This window comes from Vibrio coralliilyticus, assembly GCF_024449095.1.
GTDB classification, from domain to species: Bacteria; Pseudomonadota; Gammaproteobacteria; order Enterobacterales; family Vibrionaceae; genus Vibrio; species Vibrio coralliilyticus_A.
In genome coordinates this window covers 1,386,035-1,401,442 of record NZ_CP024627.1, presented here as the reverse complement: position 1 = coordinate 1,401,442, position 15,408 = coordinate 1,386,035, and the positions used below count along the sequence as shown (strand labels likewise).

Here is a 15,408-nt window from a genome sequence, read left to right as displayed (position 1 = left end):
TTGTTATGTGCGTTCTAATTCTATGCTTTTGATCTTAGTACCTATTGGTAGTTCTTTAATTTGGGCGTAAATTGCGCCTGCAGCTTTTAACTTGCTGAGAAAAGGCATTAACTGCAAATTATCTATACTTAACTCGCCTCCTAGACTGGGAGGAACTATAAAGTCATAACACTGATTCTCTGAGAGAATCAACTGATTATCACGAGCTTCTGATACGAGGCTAACCAATAGCAACTGCTCCTGACCTGGCTTGGTGTTCAATAGCGATTGAAGTTCGTTTCGATCTGTTGCGATAACAGTCAATGTTCCTTCCAATGTATCGAAGAAATATATTCCTTCACTAGATTCAAAGAACATATCTCCGAATAGATTTGCAGTAAGGAATGTTTTTCCCGAAAAGTCTAACCAGTCCCAAGCAGTTAAACCTTTACGAATATCATCTAAATCTGGTTTGAATAAAAACATAAATTTCCCTTCGAGCACATAACGCCCTGCTAAGGGGTGAACAACGCATATCATCAAAACTAAGTCATTGTGCCGTAAACACATAAACTCATTCAAACCAACATTGCCGAGCGTTGTGAATCCCTCTTGAGCAGATTGTTATGTGTTGATTAACCATGCTGAAACCAGAAAGCAAACTAGAGAAATAAGTACACCTAAAAATGGAATTTTAAACCAGTATTTTTTGGCCAAAATTAAATATGACACACCAACCGCTACTGGTAAAAGAGAAAACCAAATAGAGTTCTTAATGACTTCGAAATGATTAACGGCCAATGGAAGGTAAATTGCTGGTAGTAACATGACACCTAAACTATGGCTAGCATTGAAACCTACCCAAGCGCGCCACATTGTAGTTTCTTTGGTAAGTCTTGGTGACGTACTTTTCATGGCAGTAAATACTGAAGCGTCACAAGGGTTAAACTTTTCTGTGAAAAATGTATACACCAAATGGATAGCGCCCAGAACACCGAATATTGACACTCCAATTATTATTAATATTTGACTCATATTCCCTCCCTGATTTGACACATAACGCCGCGTTAAGTGGTGAACAACGCCACCACCTAACCTAACTCATTGTGCCGTAGACACTAAAACCAAATCAAACCGAAAATACCGAGCGTTGTGAATCCGTCTTGAACGCTTTGTTATATACCGTTTGGAAGCTCTATTTGATGGTCTGTAGGCTGAGGAGTTATTGTCATGACCTGCACACCATTTGGAGTCTCAAAGCGGTGCCATATAGCTTGGGGAACTACTAACAGCTGCCCTTGAGAAAGCTCATTCCGCTGTTCTTTACCATCTACAAGTAACACCAACGTCGTTTGACCACTTAAAACTTGCACCAACTCATCGCCGTGTGAATGTCGTTCCCACTCACTGTAACCATCGTAGTGACCAATATAGACACCGCCATTTGAATATTCTGACAACATAGCAAAGGCATCTTTGGACTCTTCATCAGTAGTTTTGGGGGTACGTCCACTAAGATAGTTCAGTTTAGAAAACTCTTCTTCAATTGTAATAACCGTCGATTTGGCCATTTTTTCCTCCGTCCTTGAATAGGTATATAACGCCCAATTAAGGGGTGAGCAACGCTACCACCCAACCTAAAACATGGTACCGTAACCACTAAAATTGAAGTGGAAGCAAAAATGCCAAGCGTTGGGAATCCCTCTTAAATTGTTTGTTATGTCAATTTGACTAACTTAATTGCTTCGCTTCCCAGATCAATACCGTCATGAATAAGTTTCAGCTCTTCGCTACCGGATAAATCTACTGCCTCACTAACAACTACTGCTGCAAAAGGACCAGCCCATAACTTCATATTTTTAATAACTGTACGTTTTCTAAATTGGCTAGCAACTTCAACCCTATGCTGCCTGTTTCTATAAAGAGCTGCTTTTTCCTTAGCTAAGGATTGAAATTTAAACCAATTACGCACACTGAAATAAAACAGTGCTCCCATACAAACAAAGTACAATGTAAGTAGTATTTCGTGATTAGATACCAGAATAATTAGTGGTGACATGAGAGAAGTAACTACAAATGTACTGGTAAACAAAAAATTAAAATTTGATACGTAAGAAGTAACTTTCAGCAAATCATCTACTTCGTTTTGAGTTAGCAGAGGTGAATAGTGTTTGCCGTCCTCTTTGTAACAGACATGCGCCATTGTAGTAAAAAACAACGGAGATTGCGGACTATAAGTACAGCTCGAAAAGCTAAGCTTCTCCATATTAAAAAACAAATTCCTATTAGCTTTATCTTGAATTGCCTTTGCATCAAATGGGTTTATCATCGGTAGCCTCGGATTGAACGAAAACACAGACAAAAATATAGTTCATATAGCCGCAATTGACATAACGCCGCAATTGACATAACGCCGCATTAAGGTGTGAGCAACGCCAGCCACCCAACCTAAACCAATGCGCCTTAAACACAAAACTCAACCTTGAGCTAAAAATGCCAAGCGTTGGGAATCACTCTTAAATGCTTTGTTAAGCATAAAACTCATTTTTATTTATTATTTTTCAACAAGTTATAATTATAAATGTACATTTTTAAACTAACTTTTTGACCATAGTAAAATTACTACCTATAGTTATATTAGAGAATAAAAACCACAACATATAGTGCTTCATTCTCAGATTTGTGTTTAACCAGCTCTAAGGAGGTTTCCAATGGCAAAAACACAAGGTGGTAAAAAGAAGGTTCATGTCCCTTCACACACTCGAAATGGGAAAAAAGTGAGAGAGCATTATCGCTCCACTCCAAATTGATCGCCCATAAAAACCCCTTTACCTATAGATGTACTGGGGCTTTCTTTATGCTTAACGCTTTGCTAACGGGCGATAACGCTATACCACCCAGCTTAAAAATTATGCCCTAAACACTGAAGCCGATTTGAATGAAAGTGGCCAAGCGTTAGGAGTCCCTGTTAAGCGATTTGTTATGTTTTTACGACCTCGATGCTATTTCTATGAACAGTACGACCAAAAAGCCTAAAACGAATCCTAGAAAGGCAATAATTGTCATTATTGTATCTGGTTCTGAATGAGCTCTGTCGATATCTGGATGCTTTATGTAGATACCCTTTATGGGAAAGCGCCTGTAGTACAATCGTGGATAAAAGCCATGTGTAGCTTTGATCTGGTGGCTATAGCGTAGTTGAACTAAAAAACTCAACTGCGCAGCTGAAAACATAGCGAAGGACGTAATGTCACCACGGGTATAACCATTATTGAAATTGTATACGCCTAAAACGAAGTACAGAAATAGTAAGCCTGCAACCACTTGAAGCGCTTTTTTGTGATGATAAATTGGCTGCAAAACAATGAACATAATGACACATGTACTTGTAGTGCTAATGGTAAGATTCCAGTCCATGTGACTCCTAAACATAACGCCAAGCTAACGGGCGACAACGCTATACAAACCAGCTTAAAATCTGCGCCCTAAACACTGAAGCTGATTTGAATGAAAGTGGCCAAGCGTTGGGAGTCCCTGTTGAGCGCCTTGTTAGTTGCTGCGCCTTAGCCTACGTTGTGAGCTAAGGTGCCAATAGATTTTAGGTTATTGATTTCATTTACGAATGCAAATGGGGCAGTTGAGAACTGAAACCCAACGCACGAAACGAACTTGGTAAAGAAGAAATGACAGTTGCTTTCAAAGGCGCTGACGCAGAGGTGATTTTGCAAAGAATTGTGGCGATGAAGCCGACAGCCAAGTGCATCGGATTTTGGATATTTGAGTCGATATCAAAGTCTAAGAATCAGAGCCAAAGAACTTAACATACTCACCACTTCAGTAAGCTGCGAAAGGTGGATTCAAGCACCAGACGGCTAGTGCCACTGGCGATATAGGAGAGGGGCAGGGCGTATCAGATGTGTTGCTAGAGCCAATGACCCTTTATATTTTCAACATTTGTTTATTGGTTTTCGAACTTCAACTAACGCCTTGCTAACAAGCGACAACGCGATGCCACTTAACTTGAATATTGTGCCATAAACACAGAGCTGAAATTGCGACTGAAGTCGCCAAGCGTTAGGAGTCTTTGTTAAGCAATTTGTTATGCTTATGTTCCGCTAATCTTTGCGTTAGCGAGCCTAACTATCTTTCGGATCGGTTGCATTTGTATCTCGCTTATAATCAGGCAGATGTAGCCAGCAATAATCGAAGGGATGCCGATAGTCAGTGTTGCCCAGTTGTATACATCAAAGTCTTTTTGTTCAAGTAACCCTATATACAGTGAAGATAAAAAACTTGATAAGAGTGCTGTATTGATGATTAGCATAAGGACTGTGTTGTTAGTAAAAACATAGCTGTTTGAGTAGGTGCTTTTCCTAATCCCAGCTTTGCCTGACAGACCGCCTAGTTTAACTTGTATCATGGAATCACTTCCTGTGACTTCGTAACCTTGAGCGATTAGCTCATCGACAATTTGTTCCATTTTGTATTTCCATTGAATTGAAGCATAACGCCCAATTAAGGGGTGAACAACGCCTCCACCCAAACCTAAAGCATTGTGTCATAAACACTAAATTCGAAGTAGAAGCAAAAGTGCCGAGTGTTGTGAATCCCTCTTAAATTGCTTGTTATGTTTGTTGTTATTTATTCAAAGAACTCTTTCACTACTGTTCGAGAACCAATTTTCTTCCAACTATCAGCATCGAAGTTTGGGCACCAATCACAGCCTAAATCTACTGCTTTAGCTTGGATCTGATCTTCTGTACAAGCTGGATGATCGGATTGAAACCTAAAGCGCTGATGTAAATACTTACATGGAAAAACATACCTATCAATTTCAATTTCTTGTGTGATGGTAGGCTTATCTGTAATTCTAATTGACAAAGATAGACCACCAATTTTTTCGAGTTCAGCATTAAACGGGTCATCAATGACCGTTTGGCAATGCGCCTTTGAGTCTCGACAAGACTGAGATTTAAGATAGCAATTAATCACCTCAATAACGTGATAGCTTGAAGGAACTAGTTTTCCTCGCGAAAAAATTTGAACACCTTTCCAAGACGCTGCGTAATCTAAAAACGCAATTGCCCTTGCAGCATCAACCTGATTGCCTCCAAAGCAAACACTATATGTTATTTTTCCATCAATGCTTGTTTCTACGAACTTGTCTGCACCACGAGCGATGTTTAGTGCCAAAGGGAAGTTTTTCGAATTACTTTTAGAGAACACTACAACCAACAATGAAGTAAACGACTCTGAAAATGGGTCAATTTGTTGGTTTGTAATCAACGAATTATCATTAGACATGTTCAAATTTCCTCGTAAAACATAACGCCAAGCTAAGCTGCGAGTAAACTCGTGCAACACTGTGAGCGAAGCGAAACCGGCACGCGTTTACGAGTCAGACTTTAGCGCCTTGTTATGTTTTGTGCTAAAGCGATTGTACGTATTCTTTTAGGCGATACCACACCGCTAAACCACCGATTTGAGCATAGTCAAATTCCATTTGATTTAGTGCTCCTAAATCTACAACTGGTCCAGACACAAACCCTAAGTCATACTTTTCAAACTTATGTGGTTTAACAAACCACGTAGGTGCTGCGATCCCATGCGAAAACGCATTTCGAACGGCTTTGATAACTTCTCTTGCAGCAATTGCTTCCGCTTCAGATGGATTAGTATTTTCAAGTAAGCAATCCATTGCTATTGATGTACCAGCAAAAGATAGGCTAATAGACATTTGTGCTGTTCTAACTATGTCGGCATGGCTCGTAAACTTGCCTTTTGGGAACTGGAGGTTTTCTTCCAAGTTTAGCTGTAAATCTTGCCCAAAAAGATCAACATCAAAAGCATTTAACTCCGAGTAACACATTGAGCGTATTTCGCACTCTAATATCTCAAACGATATCTCAACATCTTGATTTAGTTCGTTCGGAATCATTAATCACCTCGAAAAACATAACGCCCTTGCTAAGCGGCTACCAACGATACCACAAAACTCAGACAAACCACCGTAAACACTAAACATAACCAGACACAAAACCGCCAGACGTTGGTTGTCCGTCTTGAGCTGATGGTTAGGTATGCTCATTACGAACGCTTTGCTCGCTGGTGCTATAGGACTAACCCATGAAACACCAAAGCCAACTGCACCGCAATCACCACCGAAGCTGAATAACAACCACGTCACCATTTTTGCGGTGTTTTACTGAAGCAAAAAAGCTAACCAAATTGAGATAACGAACTTTCAACGAGCAAACTGGACCAAAAGCACTTAAAAACAACAAACATTCAGCCACTAACATCAAAACTTGCCAGTTGAATGAAACTTTCTCCTGAAAATGTTCGAGCCACACGGCCGCTCAAGTTTGTGGCGAATAAGACAGTTGAAGTGGCTGATTGCCAAACTAAAAAAACGTGCAAACTTAAAGCAACCTAACGCCGCGTTAAGGGGTGAACAACGCAAGCTGCCAAATCTAAATATTGTGCCATAAACACAAAAGCTAAACTTTGAACCAAAATTGCCAAGCGTTGAGAATCCCTCTTGAACGCTTTGTTATGTGCGTGCCTGCTCTTGCACCACCCTCACCCATTTGGAACGCCACTCCTGCGCTTCCATTGGGTCTGGCCAGAACTCTTTCTGTTTAAGGATAAGCCCATTTTCTACCGTATGGAAAGTAATAGCACGCGCTTTTTGAACGCTATCAGTTATAGAAACATCAGTGACTACTGTTTCGCCATCGCAGACAATTGAATGAACGACGAACTCCCAAGTCCCATTTGCTGGATAGTAAGAGTTAATTGCCGTGAAATTGTCTCGTCCAACAATAAGCTCACCAGATTGAGGCCAAAAACCTTCAAAATCTGGGCTAAGCCACTCACTTGCTTTCGTGAAATCATTCGTTTTCATTGCGTCCCAAAAAGCTAAGACGACTTCCTTTGAATTCATTATTTCCCTCCAAGCACATAACGCCGCGTTAAGTAGTGAGCAACACTACCACTGAACCTAACCTATTGTGCCGTAAACACTAAAACTGATTCAAACCCAAAGTGCCAAGCGTTGCGAATCTGTCTTAAACGCTTTGTTATGCTCGTACTTAAAGAAATTGAAGGACTAAACAAGCAATGAACGCTGGCAGACCCGCTATGAAGAAAACTAAGCCTGTTTGGTAATTCATTCGATAGTGCTCTCGTTCGTCTTTTTCGAAATCATGCCCTTCTACCAGTTTGTAGACTTTATCTGTTCTAGGATCATCTAACCGAGTCGTCTTGCTATGGACACCGCCTTCCCACATTAGCTTCGCCAAAACCCATATGACGATGACGACAAAGAAAAGAAAATCGACCAACTGAGTAGTAGCAAAGAATGGGACAAACTGGGCTAGAGCGATAACAACAAGAGCTGCTGAGAGATTAATTAGAACTACTTTCTTGAATAAATCGAGCAAAATCATCTCCTAGAGCATAACGCCGCGTTAATGGGCAGACAACGCCACCACATACTGAAACCATTGTGACATAAACACTAATACCAAAATAAGAGCCAAAACTGCCAAGCGTTGACTGTCCCTTTGAACGCTTTGTTATGTGCTCACTTTATTTCGTTTACATATATTTTGTATTCCTTACCACGATCATCAATTGCCAGCATAAATTTACGCCTACTTGATGGCCAAACGAGCTTTAGTGAATTAAGCTTTGCTAACTCTACGTTTTGAGAAGCCAAGTGTTTTTCAAGTGAACTGCCCCAGTAACCTATGGATTTGTTTATTCGAGCAGTAGCTAATTCGTTTGGTTCAAACTTGAGAGTGAGCCAGTCAACCTCAATATCGTAGCCTTTGCTATGAATGCTAGCCAAAGCATCAATTACGTAGTCGCCATCGACATAGTTCATAAGGCTAGTAAAGCTACACCCAAAATTATGTATTGCCGAGTAAATGTTTTTGTACTTCATTACTATCCTTAGTGACACATAACGCCCTTGCTAAGCGGCAACCAACCATACACAAAACTCAGATAAACCACCGTAAACACGATACCCAACTAGACACAAAACCGACAAGCGTTGGTTGTCCGTCTTGAGCTGATGGTTAGGTTGACGACTTCGATACTCTTCCAACATGAACTAAACTTGTAAGCTTTATTAGTGGTTTAATGATTAGCTGGGCACTACCTACAACAAACAACCAAGTACCACTTTCAACAAGAGACTCATTCAAAAAGAAAAAACTACCAACTAAAAACCAAATCGCTATTAGCAAATCATTGATTGCTCCCAAGGCCTCATAACGACGTTGGATGACAATATGTCGATTACCAATGTCTAGATCTAATTTCATTGTTTGACTCATTTTCACCTCATAAAACGATACATGACTGAATAAAATAAACATCAGGTCGCAAATGTCCATTGGCAACCTAACGCCCTTGCTAAGCGGCTACCAACAATACCACAAAGCTCAAAAAAACCACCGTAAACACCAAACTCAACCAGGCACAAAACCGCCAAGCGTTGGTTGTCCGTCTTGAGCTGATGGTTAGGTATGCTCATTACGAACATCTTTGCTAGCTTGAGCTATAGGGCTAAACCATGAAACAACAAAGCTAACTGCACCGCAATAACCACCGAAACTGAATAGCAACCACGTCACCATTTTTGCGGTGGTTCACTGAAGCAAAAAAGCTAACCAAATTGAGATTACGAACTTTCAATGAACAAGCCCAGCCAAGAGCACTGAAAACGGAAAACACTCAGCCGCTGACGCCAAAACTTGCCAATTAAATGAAACCTTCACCTGAATAAGTTCGAGCCACATGGCCGCTAAGATTCGCGATAAACAAGTTTATTGAAGTGGCTGATTACAAAACTACAAACCGCAAACACTTAAAGCAACCTAACGCCCTTGCTAAGCGGCAACCAACAATACCACAAAACTCAGAAAAACCACCGTAAGCACTAAACTCAACCAGACACAAAATCGCCAAGCGTTGGTTGTCCGTCTTGAGCTGATTGTTAGGTATGCTTATTACGAACACTTTAGCTAGCTTGAGCTATAGGACTAACCCATGAAACACCAAAGCCAACTGCACCGCAATAACCATCGAAGTTGAATGACAACCACATCACTATTTTTGCGGTGGTTCGCTGAAGCAAAAGACTAACCAAATTGAGATAACGAACTTTCAACGAACAAACTTAACCAAGAGCACTTAAAACCAGAAAACACTCAGCCACTGACATCAAAGCTTGCCAGTTGAATTAAAACCTTCACCTGAAAAAGTTCGGGCCACATAGCCACTGAAGTTCGCGACAAAGAAAGATTCGAAGTGGCTGAGAGCCAAACTAAAACCGTACAGTCTTAAAGCAACCTAACGCCGCGTTAAGTGGTGAACAACGCTACCACCCGACCTAACTCATTGTGCCGTAAACACTAAAGTTGATTCAAACTAAAAATGCCAAGCGTTGTGAATCCGCCTTAAACGCTTTGTTATGTTGCGAACTCATCGATATACAATTTACCTAAAATCGATTCAACAGCAGCAATTTTACCGCCACTACCATGATAAGTTTCAGCGCGAAGATGTATTACTTGCCCGCAGAGCTTGCAAACAAAGTAATTGCTTACGAAATCGCCCCAATTTTTCCCATTAGCTATTTGGGAAAAAGGCTGGCCATAAGAGCCAAACCCTAAATATTTGAGGTTTCCCTTCTCTGTGTTTGTTCTTAAAAGAAGTATCGATTCCGTTAACTTTTGGGGATTTCGAATCTCCCTGACTAATCGAGAACACTTTCCACAACTCATCCCAATGTCCTTTTGATAGCTAGAGCAACATAACGCCGCATTAAGGTGTGAGCAACGCTTGGCTATACTTGAGCGAAGCGAAACCGCCAAGCGTTGCGAATCACTCTTAAATGCTTTGTTAGTTGCACAATGCACACTGAATTTTTTGTTTATTTTCAGTGATATATTCTATGTCATCTAGATAGGCTTGAAGATGACCTTGCTCTATATTTTCAGCAAAAGATTCATTGCCATTTTCGGCTTCACTACGCATGAAGGATACTAAAGCCTGTAAACGCTGAACCATAGCATCAGCTAGTTGCTCTTTTTCTAATTCAGTTGCACCGTAACTATCACAGAACAACTTAGCCCTAGCCACCAGCTCTGTGATTGTGCCTAGCTTATCATTGCTGTCAGTTTTGAAAGGTGACCAACAATAAACCGAATATGCTAAATCCCATATTCTTGGTGCTGGGTGCGCCGTGTCGAAGTCAAACACACCAACAACTGTATTTTCTACTAGAGCAACATTGTATGGGGCAAAGTCACCATGACAGATAACCTCGAATGGTTCTATCGGCTCTAACATCCATCGGTGTGCATTAACATCAATTTGCCCCAAGAGTGAAACTGTTGAGTCATGTATTTTACGTAATAATTTACCCGCAGACATGAGTGCATCATTTGTTGCGATTGCGCCAACTAGCGGATAGTTGTAGGTATTACCTGCGACAAAACTTAAGATTTCTTGGTTTTGATTAACACCTAGAAACTTTGGAATTTCATCTACCTTTGCTCGCTCAAGATGTTTCAAAATAAGATGAATTGTAGAACTCCATGACTGAAGAGGTCGATAGACGACTTCACCATCTCGATATATTGCAGATTTTCTTCCGCCTGATAATTCTTCCACAATACCTCCCTGTGCAACTAACGCCGCATTAAGGTGTGAGTAGCGCTTGGCTATACTTGAGCGAAGCGAAACTGCCAAGCGTTGCGAATCACTCTTGAATGCTTTGTTATACCTATTTAGCTTAAATATTGCTCTGAAAAACCTTGTACAAACAACAACATCATTTGAACTTGTGATACGTCATATTCGTCATATTGACCATGTGCAGCTTTATTTCGAATGTGAGCAAAACTTGTGACCTGCTTCTGAACCAACTTTGAATATACTTCGTTTTGAGCAAGCTCAGTATTTAAAGGCTCGATTGTCTTAGGTGCGCCATTAGGCTTAACAACAGCAATATCATTTTTCTTACTCAATTCCCGCAGCCCATCTTCCAGAACTGCCCCAATAGTCACTGCTGCGGCATCTTTGTATCCTTCGTTCAGAAGGTGTTCTCCGATTTCTAAGAAATTTGCAAATATCTCGGCTTGTAATAAACCTTTTATGTTGGCGATTAGGTCATTTTCGATGTCGTGTTTAACTGTTAGTGCTACACCATGAACTTGAGATACGTGACCATACCAATTACTGTGAATTACATAGAAATTGTCTATTCCTATAGCCTTAGTGTAATTTTTGTAATGCTGACTATTTTCACCATAGAGCTTTAATATCAGTTGCCCAACTCTAGTTACCCAAGACGTAACTTCAGCTAAATCACTCCCCTCTAGTGAGCTTCTAGCTGTTGATGCTTTTTTAACTACTGTCTCTCCAAGCCTGACAATCGAATCCACTTCATTCTTCACAATATTACTGATATTCATTTGAATCTCCAGACTATAAATTGTGGTGTAGGTATAACGCCGCATTAAGGTGTGAGCAGCGCTTGGCTATACTTGAGCGAAGCGAAACCGCCAAGCGTTGCGAATCACTCTTAAATGCTTTGTTAACTGGCGCTCTCAAAAGTCGATACTTTCTAATTTTTTATTCAATATTTTCATGCCGAGCTGTTTCGAAATATCTACAATTGCAGAGAAGCCTTCTCCTTTAAACTTATCTACTATCACATCAAGTACTTTCGGCTCTTCAAGAGACGACAAAAATTCAATACCTGAACTCGTCAGCCTTATTGGTGAGCACACTAGCATAAACTTCATCGGAGCTTGTGGTGAAGCTACTAAACCACTGCTCTTCATGTCATAAATCGGACCTTTGTTAGTAGATAGAAGTCCATTCTCGACGATTAGATGCCAATGAAACACAAATTTTTTATCTGTTCCATCATCCACATTGAGGTATTTCATGTACAACTTCTGCGAGTCCGCATAAGGTTCTTGAGCCTCTTTGATTTCACTAAGAAGCTGTTTTATGTATGCGTAATCTATATCCATTCTTACCTCCGAATGTGATTTTGTCGTAAGCCAGTTAACGCCCAATTAAGGGGTGAACAACGCTTCCACCCAAACCTAAAGCATTGTGCCATAAACACTAAATTTGAAGTAGAAGCAAAAATGCCAAGCGTTGTGAATCCCTCTTAAATTGCTTGTTATGTGCGTACTAAAGACATTGGCACGAAACGAATTCCGTTGAACTCTGCTTCTTCGCCTGTTGCTACGAAACCATGGCGATTGTAGAACCCAACAGCATTCACCGATGAGCGTAGACTAACCTCACAAGCGTCTGTTTGATTAAGCAAATGATTCAATAGCGTACGACCTAAACCTGAACCCTGTTGAGAATTAGCAACAAACAAGTGTGTTAAATAGTTCCCATCACGCAAAGCAGCAAAACCAAGTATTTCCCCACTCGATACAGCCTTAATTGATGAAAAATTCTCATCATCGAAAGTAGTCGCTAGGTCAGGTAGAACTCTGTCCTTATACTCTTTCTTTCCTTGTGCATTAAGCAGTGGAAGCACATCCTTGGCCGAAACCTCTGACACAAGCCTTGTTACTGCGTCCAAGTCCGCTTTTTGGACTTTCTGAATTTCCATATTTCCTCCGAGCACATAACGCCGCGTTAATAGGCAGGCAACGCTGCCGTAAACATAATTCATTGTGACATAAACACTAATACTAAACTGTGAGACAAAACTGCCAAGCGTTGACTGTCCAATTAAACGCTTGGTTATGGAAAACTGAGACAACCACTACACTCACCGCAGAACATGAGCGTTTTGCAACCACAAAACGCAACAGACCCGTATGCAGCAACCCAACGAGTCCAAAGAAGAAACCTAACAACAACGATACAGCAAACTAAAACAAAGAAGGGCCGCCCCACTGAAGTCAAGCTCCAGCTAATTGCCGCAACATCAAACCCACTTGGGAGCCAGATGCAAGCGGCAGATTAGCCGTCATGAAAAACTCAAAGCGGCTTTTCACCAGAGATAAAGATTTTGAGCCTAATCGACACGTAAGAATGGCCATGAAGTTCACAGCGAACGCTGAACCAACAAACAAAATAAGAACTAAATCTTGCTGCACCATAACGCCGCATTAAGGTGTGAGCAACGCTACCACCAAACCAAAACCATTGCACCGTAAACACGAAACCCAACCTTGAACTGAAAATGCCAAGCGTTGCGAATCACTCTTAAATGCTTTGTTATGCGTAAACTCTAACCTCTACCTTCTAACTGATGTCGACATATCCCTAAACTTGGGCCAGCCATCTGACCAAGTCGATCAACATGATTTTCCAGAAACTCTATCAGCTCTATTGCTTTCGTGTAATGTTGCTTGTAAACAAAGTATGGATCCACATTATCTTCGTAGAGGGCTATGGCACTTGAATATGAACAAACAAGTTTTAATAAGCGGTTAAGGCAAGCATTTAACTCGTTAGCATTTACGTAATCTACGCCGATAACTCCCCAAACAACCAAACTTAATTGAGCAGTATCACCTTCCCTCGTAGTAGCAATTTCTGTTTTTAACCAGTTATCAATTTCTTCGTCAGCCCGAGAAACATAACGCAACATATCCAACTTTATAGCTTCAGATGTCGCGAGATTAATGTTTTCTGATTGTTGGAAAACTGTATAAACAAGCAATACGATACTCAAAAATGAAAATACTGGACCAACAACACCACCAAAATATGAACCAAAATTAGACCAATCAGAAGCATCAAGAGAAACAGGCTGATTAACACCAACAAAATAGTAAAAAGCTCCTACCGCTGAAATCATAACAATAAAACCGACGACACATATCGTCACAATACCTTTCGTACTTACCGATTCCTCTTTACGCATAACGCCCTTGCTAAGCGGCAACCAACGATACCACAAAACTACAGCAAACCACCGTAAACACTAAACATAACCAGACACAAAACCGCTAAGCGTTGGTTGTCCGTCTTGAGCGGATGGTTAGGTATGTTCATTACGAACGCTTTGCTCGCTGGAGCTATAAGACTAACCTATGAAACACCAAAGCTAACTGCACCGCAATAACCACCGAAGTTGAATAACAACCAAACCACTATTTTTGCGGTGGCACACTGAAGCCAAAAAGCTAACCAAATTGAGATGACAAACTTTCAACGAACAAACTTGACCAAGAGCACTAAAAACGGAAAACACTCAGCCACTGACATCAAAGCTTGCCAATTGAATAAAACTTTTACCCGACAGAGTTTGAGCCACATAACCACTAAAACTTGCGACAAAGAAAGATTCGAAGTGGCTGAACGCCCAACTAAAAAACGACCAAACCTAAAGCAACCAAACGCCCTTGCTAAGCGGCGACCAACGATACCACAAAACTTAAACCAACCACCGTAAACACTAAACATAACCAGACACAAAACCACCAAGCGTTGGTTGTCCGTCTTGAGCGGATTGTTAGGTATGCTTATTTCGAGTGCCTTTGCTCGCTGGTACTATAGGACTCCCCCATGAATCACCAAAGCCAACTGCACCGCAATAACCACCAAAACTGAATGGCAATCACATCACTTTTTGCGGTGGTTTACTGAAGCAAAAAACTAACCAAATTGAGATGGCGAACTTTCAACGAACAAGATTGGCCAAGAGCACTTAAAACCAGAAAACACTCAACCACTAACGTCAAAGCTTGCCAGTTAAAGAAACTTTCACCTGAAAATCTTCGAGCCACGTAGCTGCTGAAATTCGCGAAAAATAAGATTATTGAAGTGGCTGATCTCAAGACTAAAAAACCGTACAAGCTTAAAGCAACCTAACGCCGCATTAAGGTGTGAGCAGCGCTTGGCTATACTTGAGCGAAGCGAAACTGCCAAGCGTTGCGAATCACTCTTAAATGCTTTGTTATGAGTTGGGTGTGTCAGTCAGCACTTTCTCTTCTCGACGGCCTTTAAAGTAATACAATACAAAACCAGACGCAGCAGGAAATAAAACTGCAAATAAGACTAATAGAACTTTATTACGAGTACGTTTTGCTGATAGTGCCACAACAAACGAATACACAATCATATGCAATATAAACATCAATACTAATGTTTTTAAAACTATCTCGAACCAACCCTCTACGGGAAGATAGCTCAAAATGGCAGCTACTAAAAAAGAACCGTAACAACTAATGCCTGCGTACTTCTTTATCAATTTTATTACCTCGTAAACTCATAACGCCCTTGCTAAGCGGCTACCAACAATAACACAAAACTCAAACCGACTACCGTAAACACTAAACATAACCAGACACAAAAACGCCAAGCGTTGGTTGTCCGTCTTGAGCGGATGGTTAGGTATGCAAATTACGAGTGTCTTTGCTC

Annotated in this window: 21 protein-coding genes; all 21 read right to left on the bottom strand. The window is 40.8% G+C overall.

What is annotated here, in order from left to right:
* Positions 1-3: 3 nt before the first annotated feature.
* Positions 4-465 (bottom strand): T6SS immunity protein Tdi1 domain-containing protein, encoded by a 462-nt coding sequence (locus tag CTT30_RS06660; protein WP_252036430.1) that lies wholly within the window; start codon positions 463-465, stop codon positions 4-6.
* A 138-nt stretch (positions 466-603) separates the two neighbouring features.
* Entirely contained in the window at positions 604-1,014 is a 411-nt protein-coding gene (locus CTT30_RS06655; RefSeq protein ID WP_252036429.1) for an LIC_13387 family protein, read from the bottom strand.
* Positions 1,015-1,154: 140 nt separating this feature from the next.
* A complete protein-coding gene (locus CTT30_RS06650) occupies positions 1,155-1,550 on the bottom strand; it encodes a cupin domain-containing protein (protein WP_252036428.1) in 396 nt (131 codons plus the stop codon).
* 146 nt (positions 1,551-1,696) lie between these two features.
* Entirely contained in the window at positions 1,697-2,308 is a 612-nt protein-coding gene (locus CTT30_RS06645) for a hypothetical protein (protein WP_252036427.1), read from the bottom strand.
* A 1,776-nt stretch (positions 2,309-4,084) separates the two neighbouring features.
* Positions 4,085-4,459, bottom strand: coding sequence for a hypothetical protein (locus tag CTT30_RS06640; protein ID WP_252036426.1), 375 nt, complete (start codon positions 4,457-4,459; stop codon positions 4,085-4,087).
* Positions 4,460-4,620: 161 nt separating this feature from the next.
* Positions 4,621-5,283 (bottom strand): hypothetical protein, encoded by a 663-nt coding sequence (locus CTT30_RS06635; protein WP_252036425.1) that lies wholly within the window; start codon positions 5,281-5,283, stop codon positions 4,621-4,623.
* Between the two features lie 124 nt (positions 5,284-5,407).
* Entirely contained in the window at positions 5,408-5,917 is a 510-nt protein-coding gene (locus CTT30_RS06630; protein WP_252036424.1) for a hypothetical protein, read from the bottom strand.
* A 3-nt stretch (positions 5,918-5,920) separates the two neighbouring features.
* Positions 5,921-6,067 (bottom strand): hypothetical protein, encoded by a 147-nt coding sequence (locus CTT30_RS06625; RefSeq protein WP_252036423.1) that lies wholly within the window; start codon positions 6,065-6,067, stop codon positions 5,921-5,923.
* Between the two features lie 465 nt (positions 6,068-6,532).
* On the bottom strand, positions 6,533-6,925 hold the full coding sequence (locus CTT30_RS06620; RefSeq protein WP_252036422.1) for a nuclear transport factor 2 family protein: 393 nt from the start codon (positions 6,923-6,925) through the stop codon (positions 6,533-6,535).
* A 148-nt stretch (positions 6,926-7,073) separates the two neighbouring features.
* Positions 7,074-7,424, bottom strand: a complete 351-nt coding sequence (locus tag CTT30_RS06615) for a hypothetical protein (protein ID WP_252036372.1) — start codon at positions 7,422-7,424, stop codon at positions 7,074-7,076.
* A gap of 143 nt (positions 7,425-7,567) precedes the next feature.
* On the bottom strand, positions 7,568-7,930 hold the full coding sequence (locus tag CTT30_RS06610) for a hypothetical protein (RefSeq protein ID WP_252036421.1): 363 nt from the start codon (positions 7,928-7,930) through the stop codon (positions 7,568-7,570).
* Between the two features lie 136 nt (positions 7,931-8,066).
* On the bottom strand, positions 8,067-8,327 hold the full coding sequence (locus tag CTT30_RS06605) for a YrhK family protein (RefSeq protein ID WP_239871653.1): 261 nt from the start codon (positions 8,325-8,327) through the stop codon (positions 8,067-8,069).
* Between the two features lie 41 nt (positions 8,328-8,368).
* Positions 8,369-8,527, bottom strand: coding sequence for a hypothetical protein (locus tag CTT30_RS06600; protein ID WP_252036420.1), 159 nt, complete (start codon positions 8,525-8,527; stop codon positions 8,369-8,371).
* Positions 8,528-8,835: 308 nt separating this feature from the next.
* Positions 8,836-9,012, bottom strand: coding sequence for a hypothetical protein (locus tag CTT30_RS06595; RefSeq protein WP_252036419.1), 177 nt, complete (start codon positions 9,010-9,012; stop codon positions 8,836-8,838).
* 885 nt (positions 9,013-9,897) lie between these two features.
* Positions 9,898-10,725, bottom strand: a complete 828-nt coding sequence (locus tag CTT30_RS06590; RefSeq protein WP_252036617.1) for an aminoglycoside phosphotransferase family protein — start codon at positions 10,723-10,725, stop codon at positions 9,898-9,900.
* Positions 10,726-10,787: 62 nt separating this feature from the next.
* Positions 10,788-11,474: a hypothetical protein gene (locus tag CTT30_RS06585; RefSeq protein WP_252036418.1), complete on the bottom strand. Its 687-nt coding sequence runs from the start codon at positions 11,472-11,474 to the stop codon at positions 10,788-10,790.
* 135 nt (positions 11,475-11,609) lie between these two features.
* Positions 11,610-12,041: a DUF2513 domain-containing protein gene (locus tag CTT30_RS06580; protein WP_102431683.1), complete on the bottom strand. Its 432-nt coding sequence runs from the start codon at positions 12,039-12,041 to the stop codon at positions 11,610-11,612.
* Positions 12,042-12,196: 155 nt separating this feature from the next.
* Entirely contained in the window at positions 12,197-12,643 is a 447-nt protein-coding gene (locus CTT30_RS06575) for a GNAT family N-acetyltransferase (protein ID WP_239839107.1), read from the bottom strand.
* Positions 12,644-13,270: 627 nt separating this feature from the next.
* On the bottom strand, positions 13,271-13,909 hold the full coding sequence (locus tag CTT30_RS06570) for a hypothetical protein (RefSeq protein WP_252036416.1): 639 nt from the start codon (positions 13,907-13,909) through the stop codon (positions 13,271-13,273).
* A 287-nt stretch (positions 13,910-14,196) separates the two neighbouring features.
* On the bottom strand, positions 14,197-14,451 hold the full coding sequence (locus CTT30_RS06565) for a hypothetical protein (RefSeq protein ID WP_252036415.1): 255 nt from the start codon (positions 14,449-14,451) through the stop codon (positions 14,197-14,199).
* A gap of 493 nt (positions 14,452-14,944) precedes the next feature.
* On the bottom strand, positions 14,945-15,124 hold the full coding sequence (locus tag CTT30_RS06560) for a 6-phosphofructokinase (protein WP_252036411.1): 180 nt from the start codon (positions 15,122-15,124) through the stop codon (positions 14,945-14,947).
* Between the last annotated feature and the right edge of the window lie 284 nt (positions 15,125-15,408).

Bases quoted from the DNA above. Each gene is read 5' to 3' on its own strand.
- CTT30_RS06580 (WP_102431683.1), bottom strand. From the start codon at position 12,041: ATGGATATAGATTACGCATACATAAAACAGCTTCTTAGTGAAATCAAA.
- CTT30_RS06650 (WP_252036428.1), bottom strand. From the start codon at position 1,550: ATGGCCAAATCGACGGTTATTACAATTGAAGAAGAGTTTTCTAAACTG.
- CTT30_RS06635 (WP_252036425.1), bottom strand. From the start codon at position 5,283: ATGTCTAATGATAATTCGTTGATTACAAACCAACAAATTGACCCATTT.
- CTT30_RS06560 (WP_252036411.1), bottom strand. From the start codon at position 15,124: ATGTTTATATTGCATATGATTGTGTATTCGTTTGTTGTGGCACTATCA.
- CTT30_RS06565 (WP_252036415.1), bottom strand. From the start codon at position 14,451: ATGTTTAGTGTTTACGGTGGTTGGTTTAAGTTTTGTGGTATCGTTGGT.
- CTT30_RS06655 (WP_252036429.1), bottom strand. From the start codon at position 1,014: ATGAGTCAAATATTAATAATAATTGGAGTGTCAATATTCGGTGTTCTG.
- CTT30_RS06660 (WP_252036430.1), bottom strand. From the start codon at position 465: ATGTTTTTATTCAAACCAGATTTAGATGATATTCGTAAAGGTTTAACT.
- CTT30_RS06605 (WP_239871653.1), bottom strand. From the start codon at position 8,327: ATGAGTCAAACAATGAAATTAGATCTAGACATTGGTAATCGACATATT.
- CTT30_RS06585 (WP_252036418.1), bottom strand. From the start codon at position 11,474: ATGAATATCAGTAATATTGTGAAGAATGAAGTGGATTCGATTGTCAGG.
- CTT30_RS06570 (WP_252036416.1), bottom strand. From the start codon at position 13,909: ATGCGTAAAGAGGAATCGGTAAGTACGAAAGGTATTGTGACGATATGT.
- CTT30_RS06600 (WP_252036420.1), bottom strand. From the start codon at position 8,527: ATGAGCATACCTAACCATCAGCTCAAGACGGACAACCAACGCTTGGCG.
- CTT30_RS06620 (WP_252036422.1), bottom strand. From the start codon at position 6,925: ATGAATTCAAAGGAAGTCGTCTTAGCTTTTTGGGACGCAATGAAAACG.
- CTT30_RS06640 (WP_252036426.1), bottom strand. From the start codon at position 4,459: ATGGAACAAATTGTCGATGAGCTAATCGCTCAAGGTTACGAAGTCACA.
- CTT30_RS06645 (WP_252036427.1), bottom strand. From the start codon at position 2,308: ATGATAAACCCATTTGATGCAAAGGCAATTCAAGATAAAGCTAATAGG.
- CTT30_RS06625 (WP_252036423.1), bottom strand. From the start codon at position 6,067: ATGAGCATACCTAACCATCAGCTCAAGACGGACAACCAACGTCTGGCG.
- CTT30_RS06630 (WP_252036424.1), bottom strand. From the start codon at position 5,917: ATGATTCCGAACGAACTAAATCAAGATGTTGAGATATCGTTTGAGATA.
- CTT30_RS06575 (WP_239839107.1), bottom strand. From the start codon at position 12,643: ATGGAAATTCAGAAAGTCCAAAAAGCGGACTTGGACGCAGTAACAAGG.
- CTT30_RS06610 (WP_252036421.1), bottom strand. From the start codon at position 7,930: ATGAAGTACAAAAACATTTACTCGGCAATACATAATTTTGGGTGTAGC.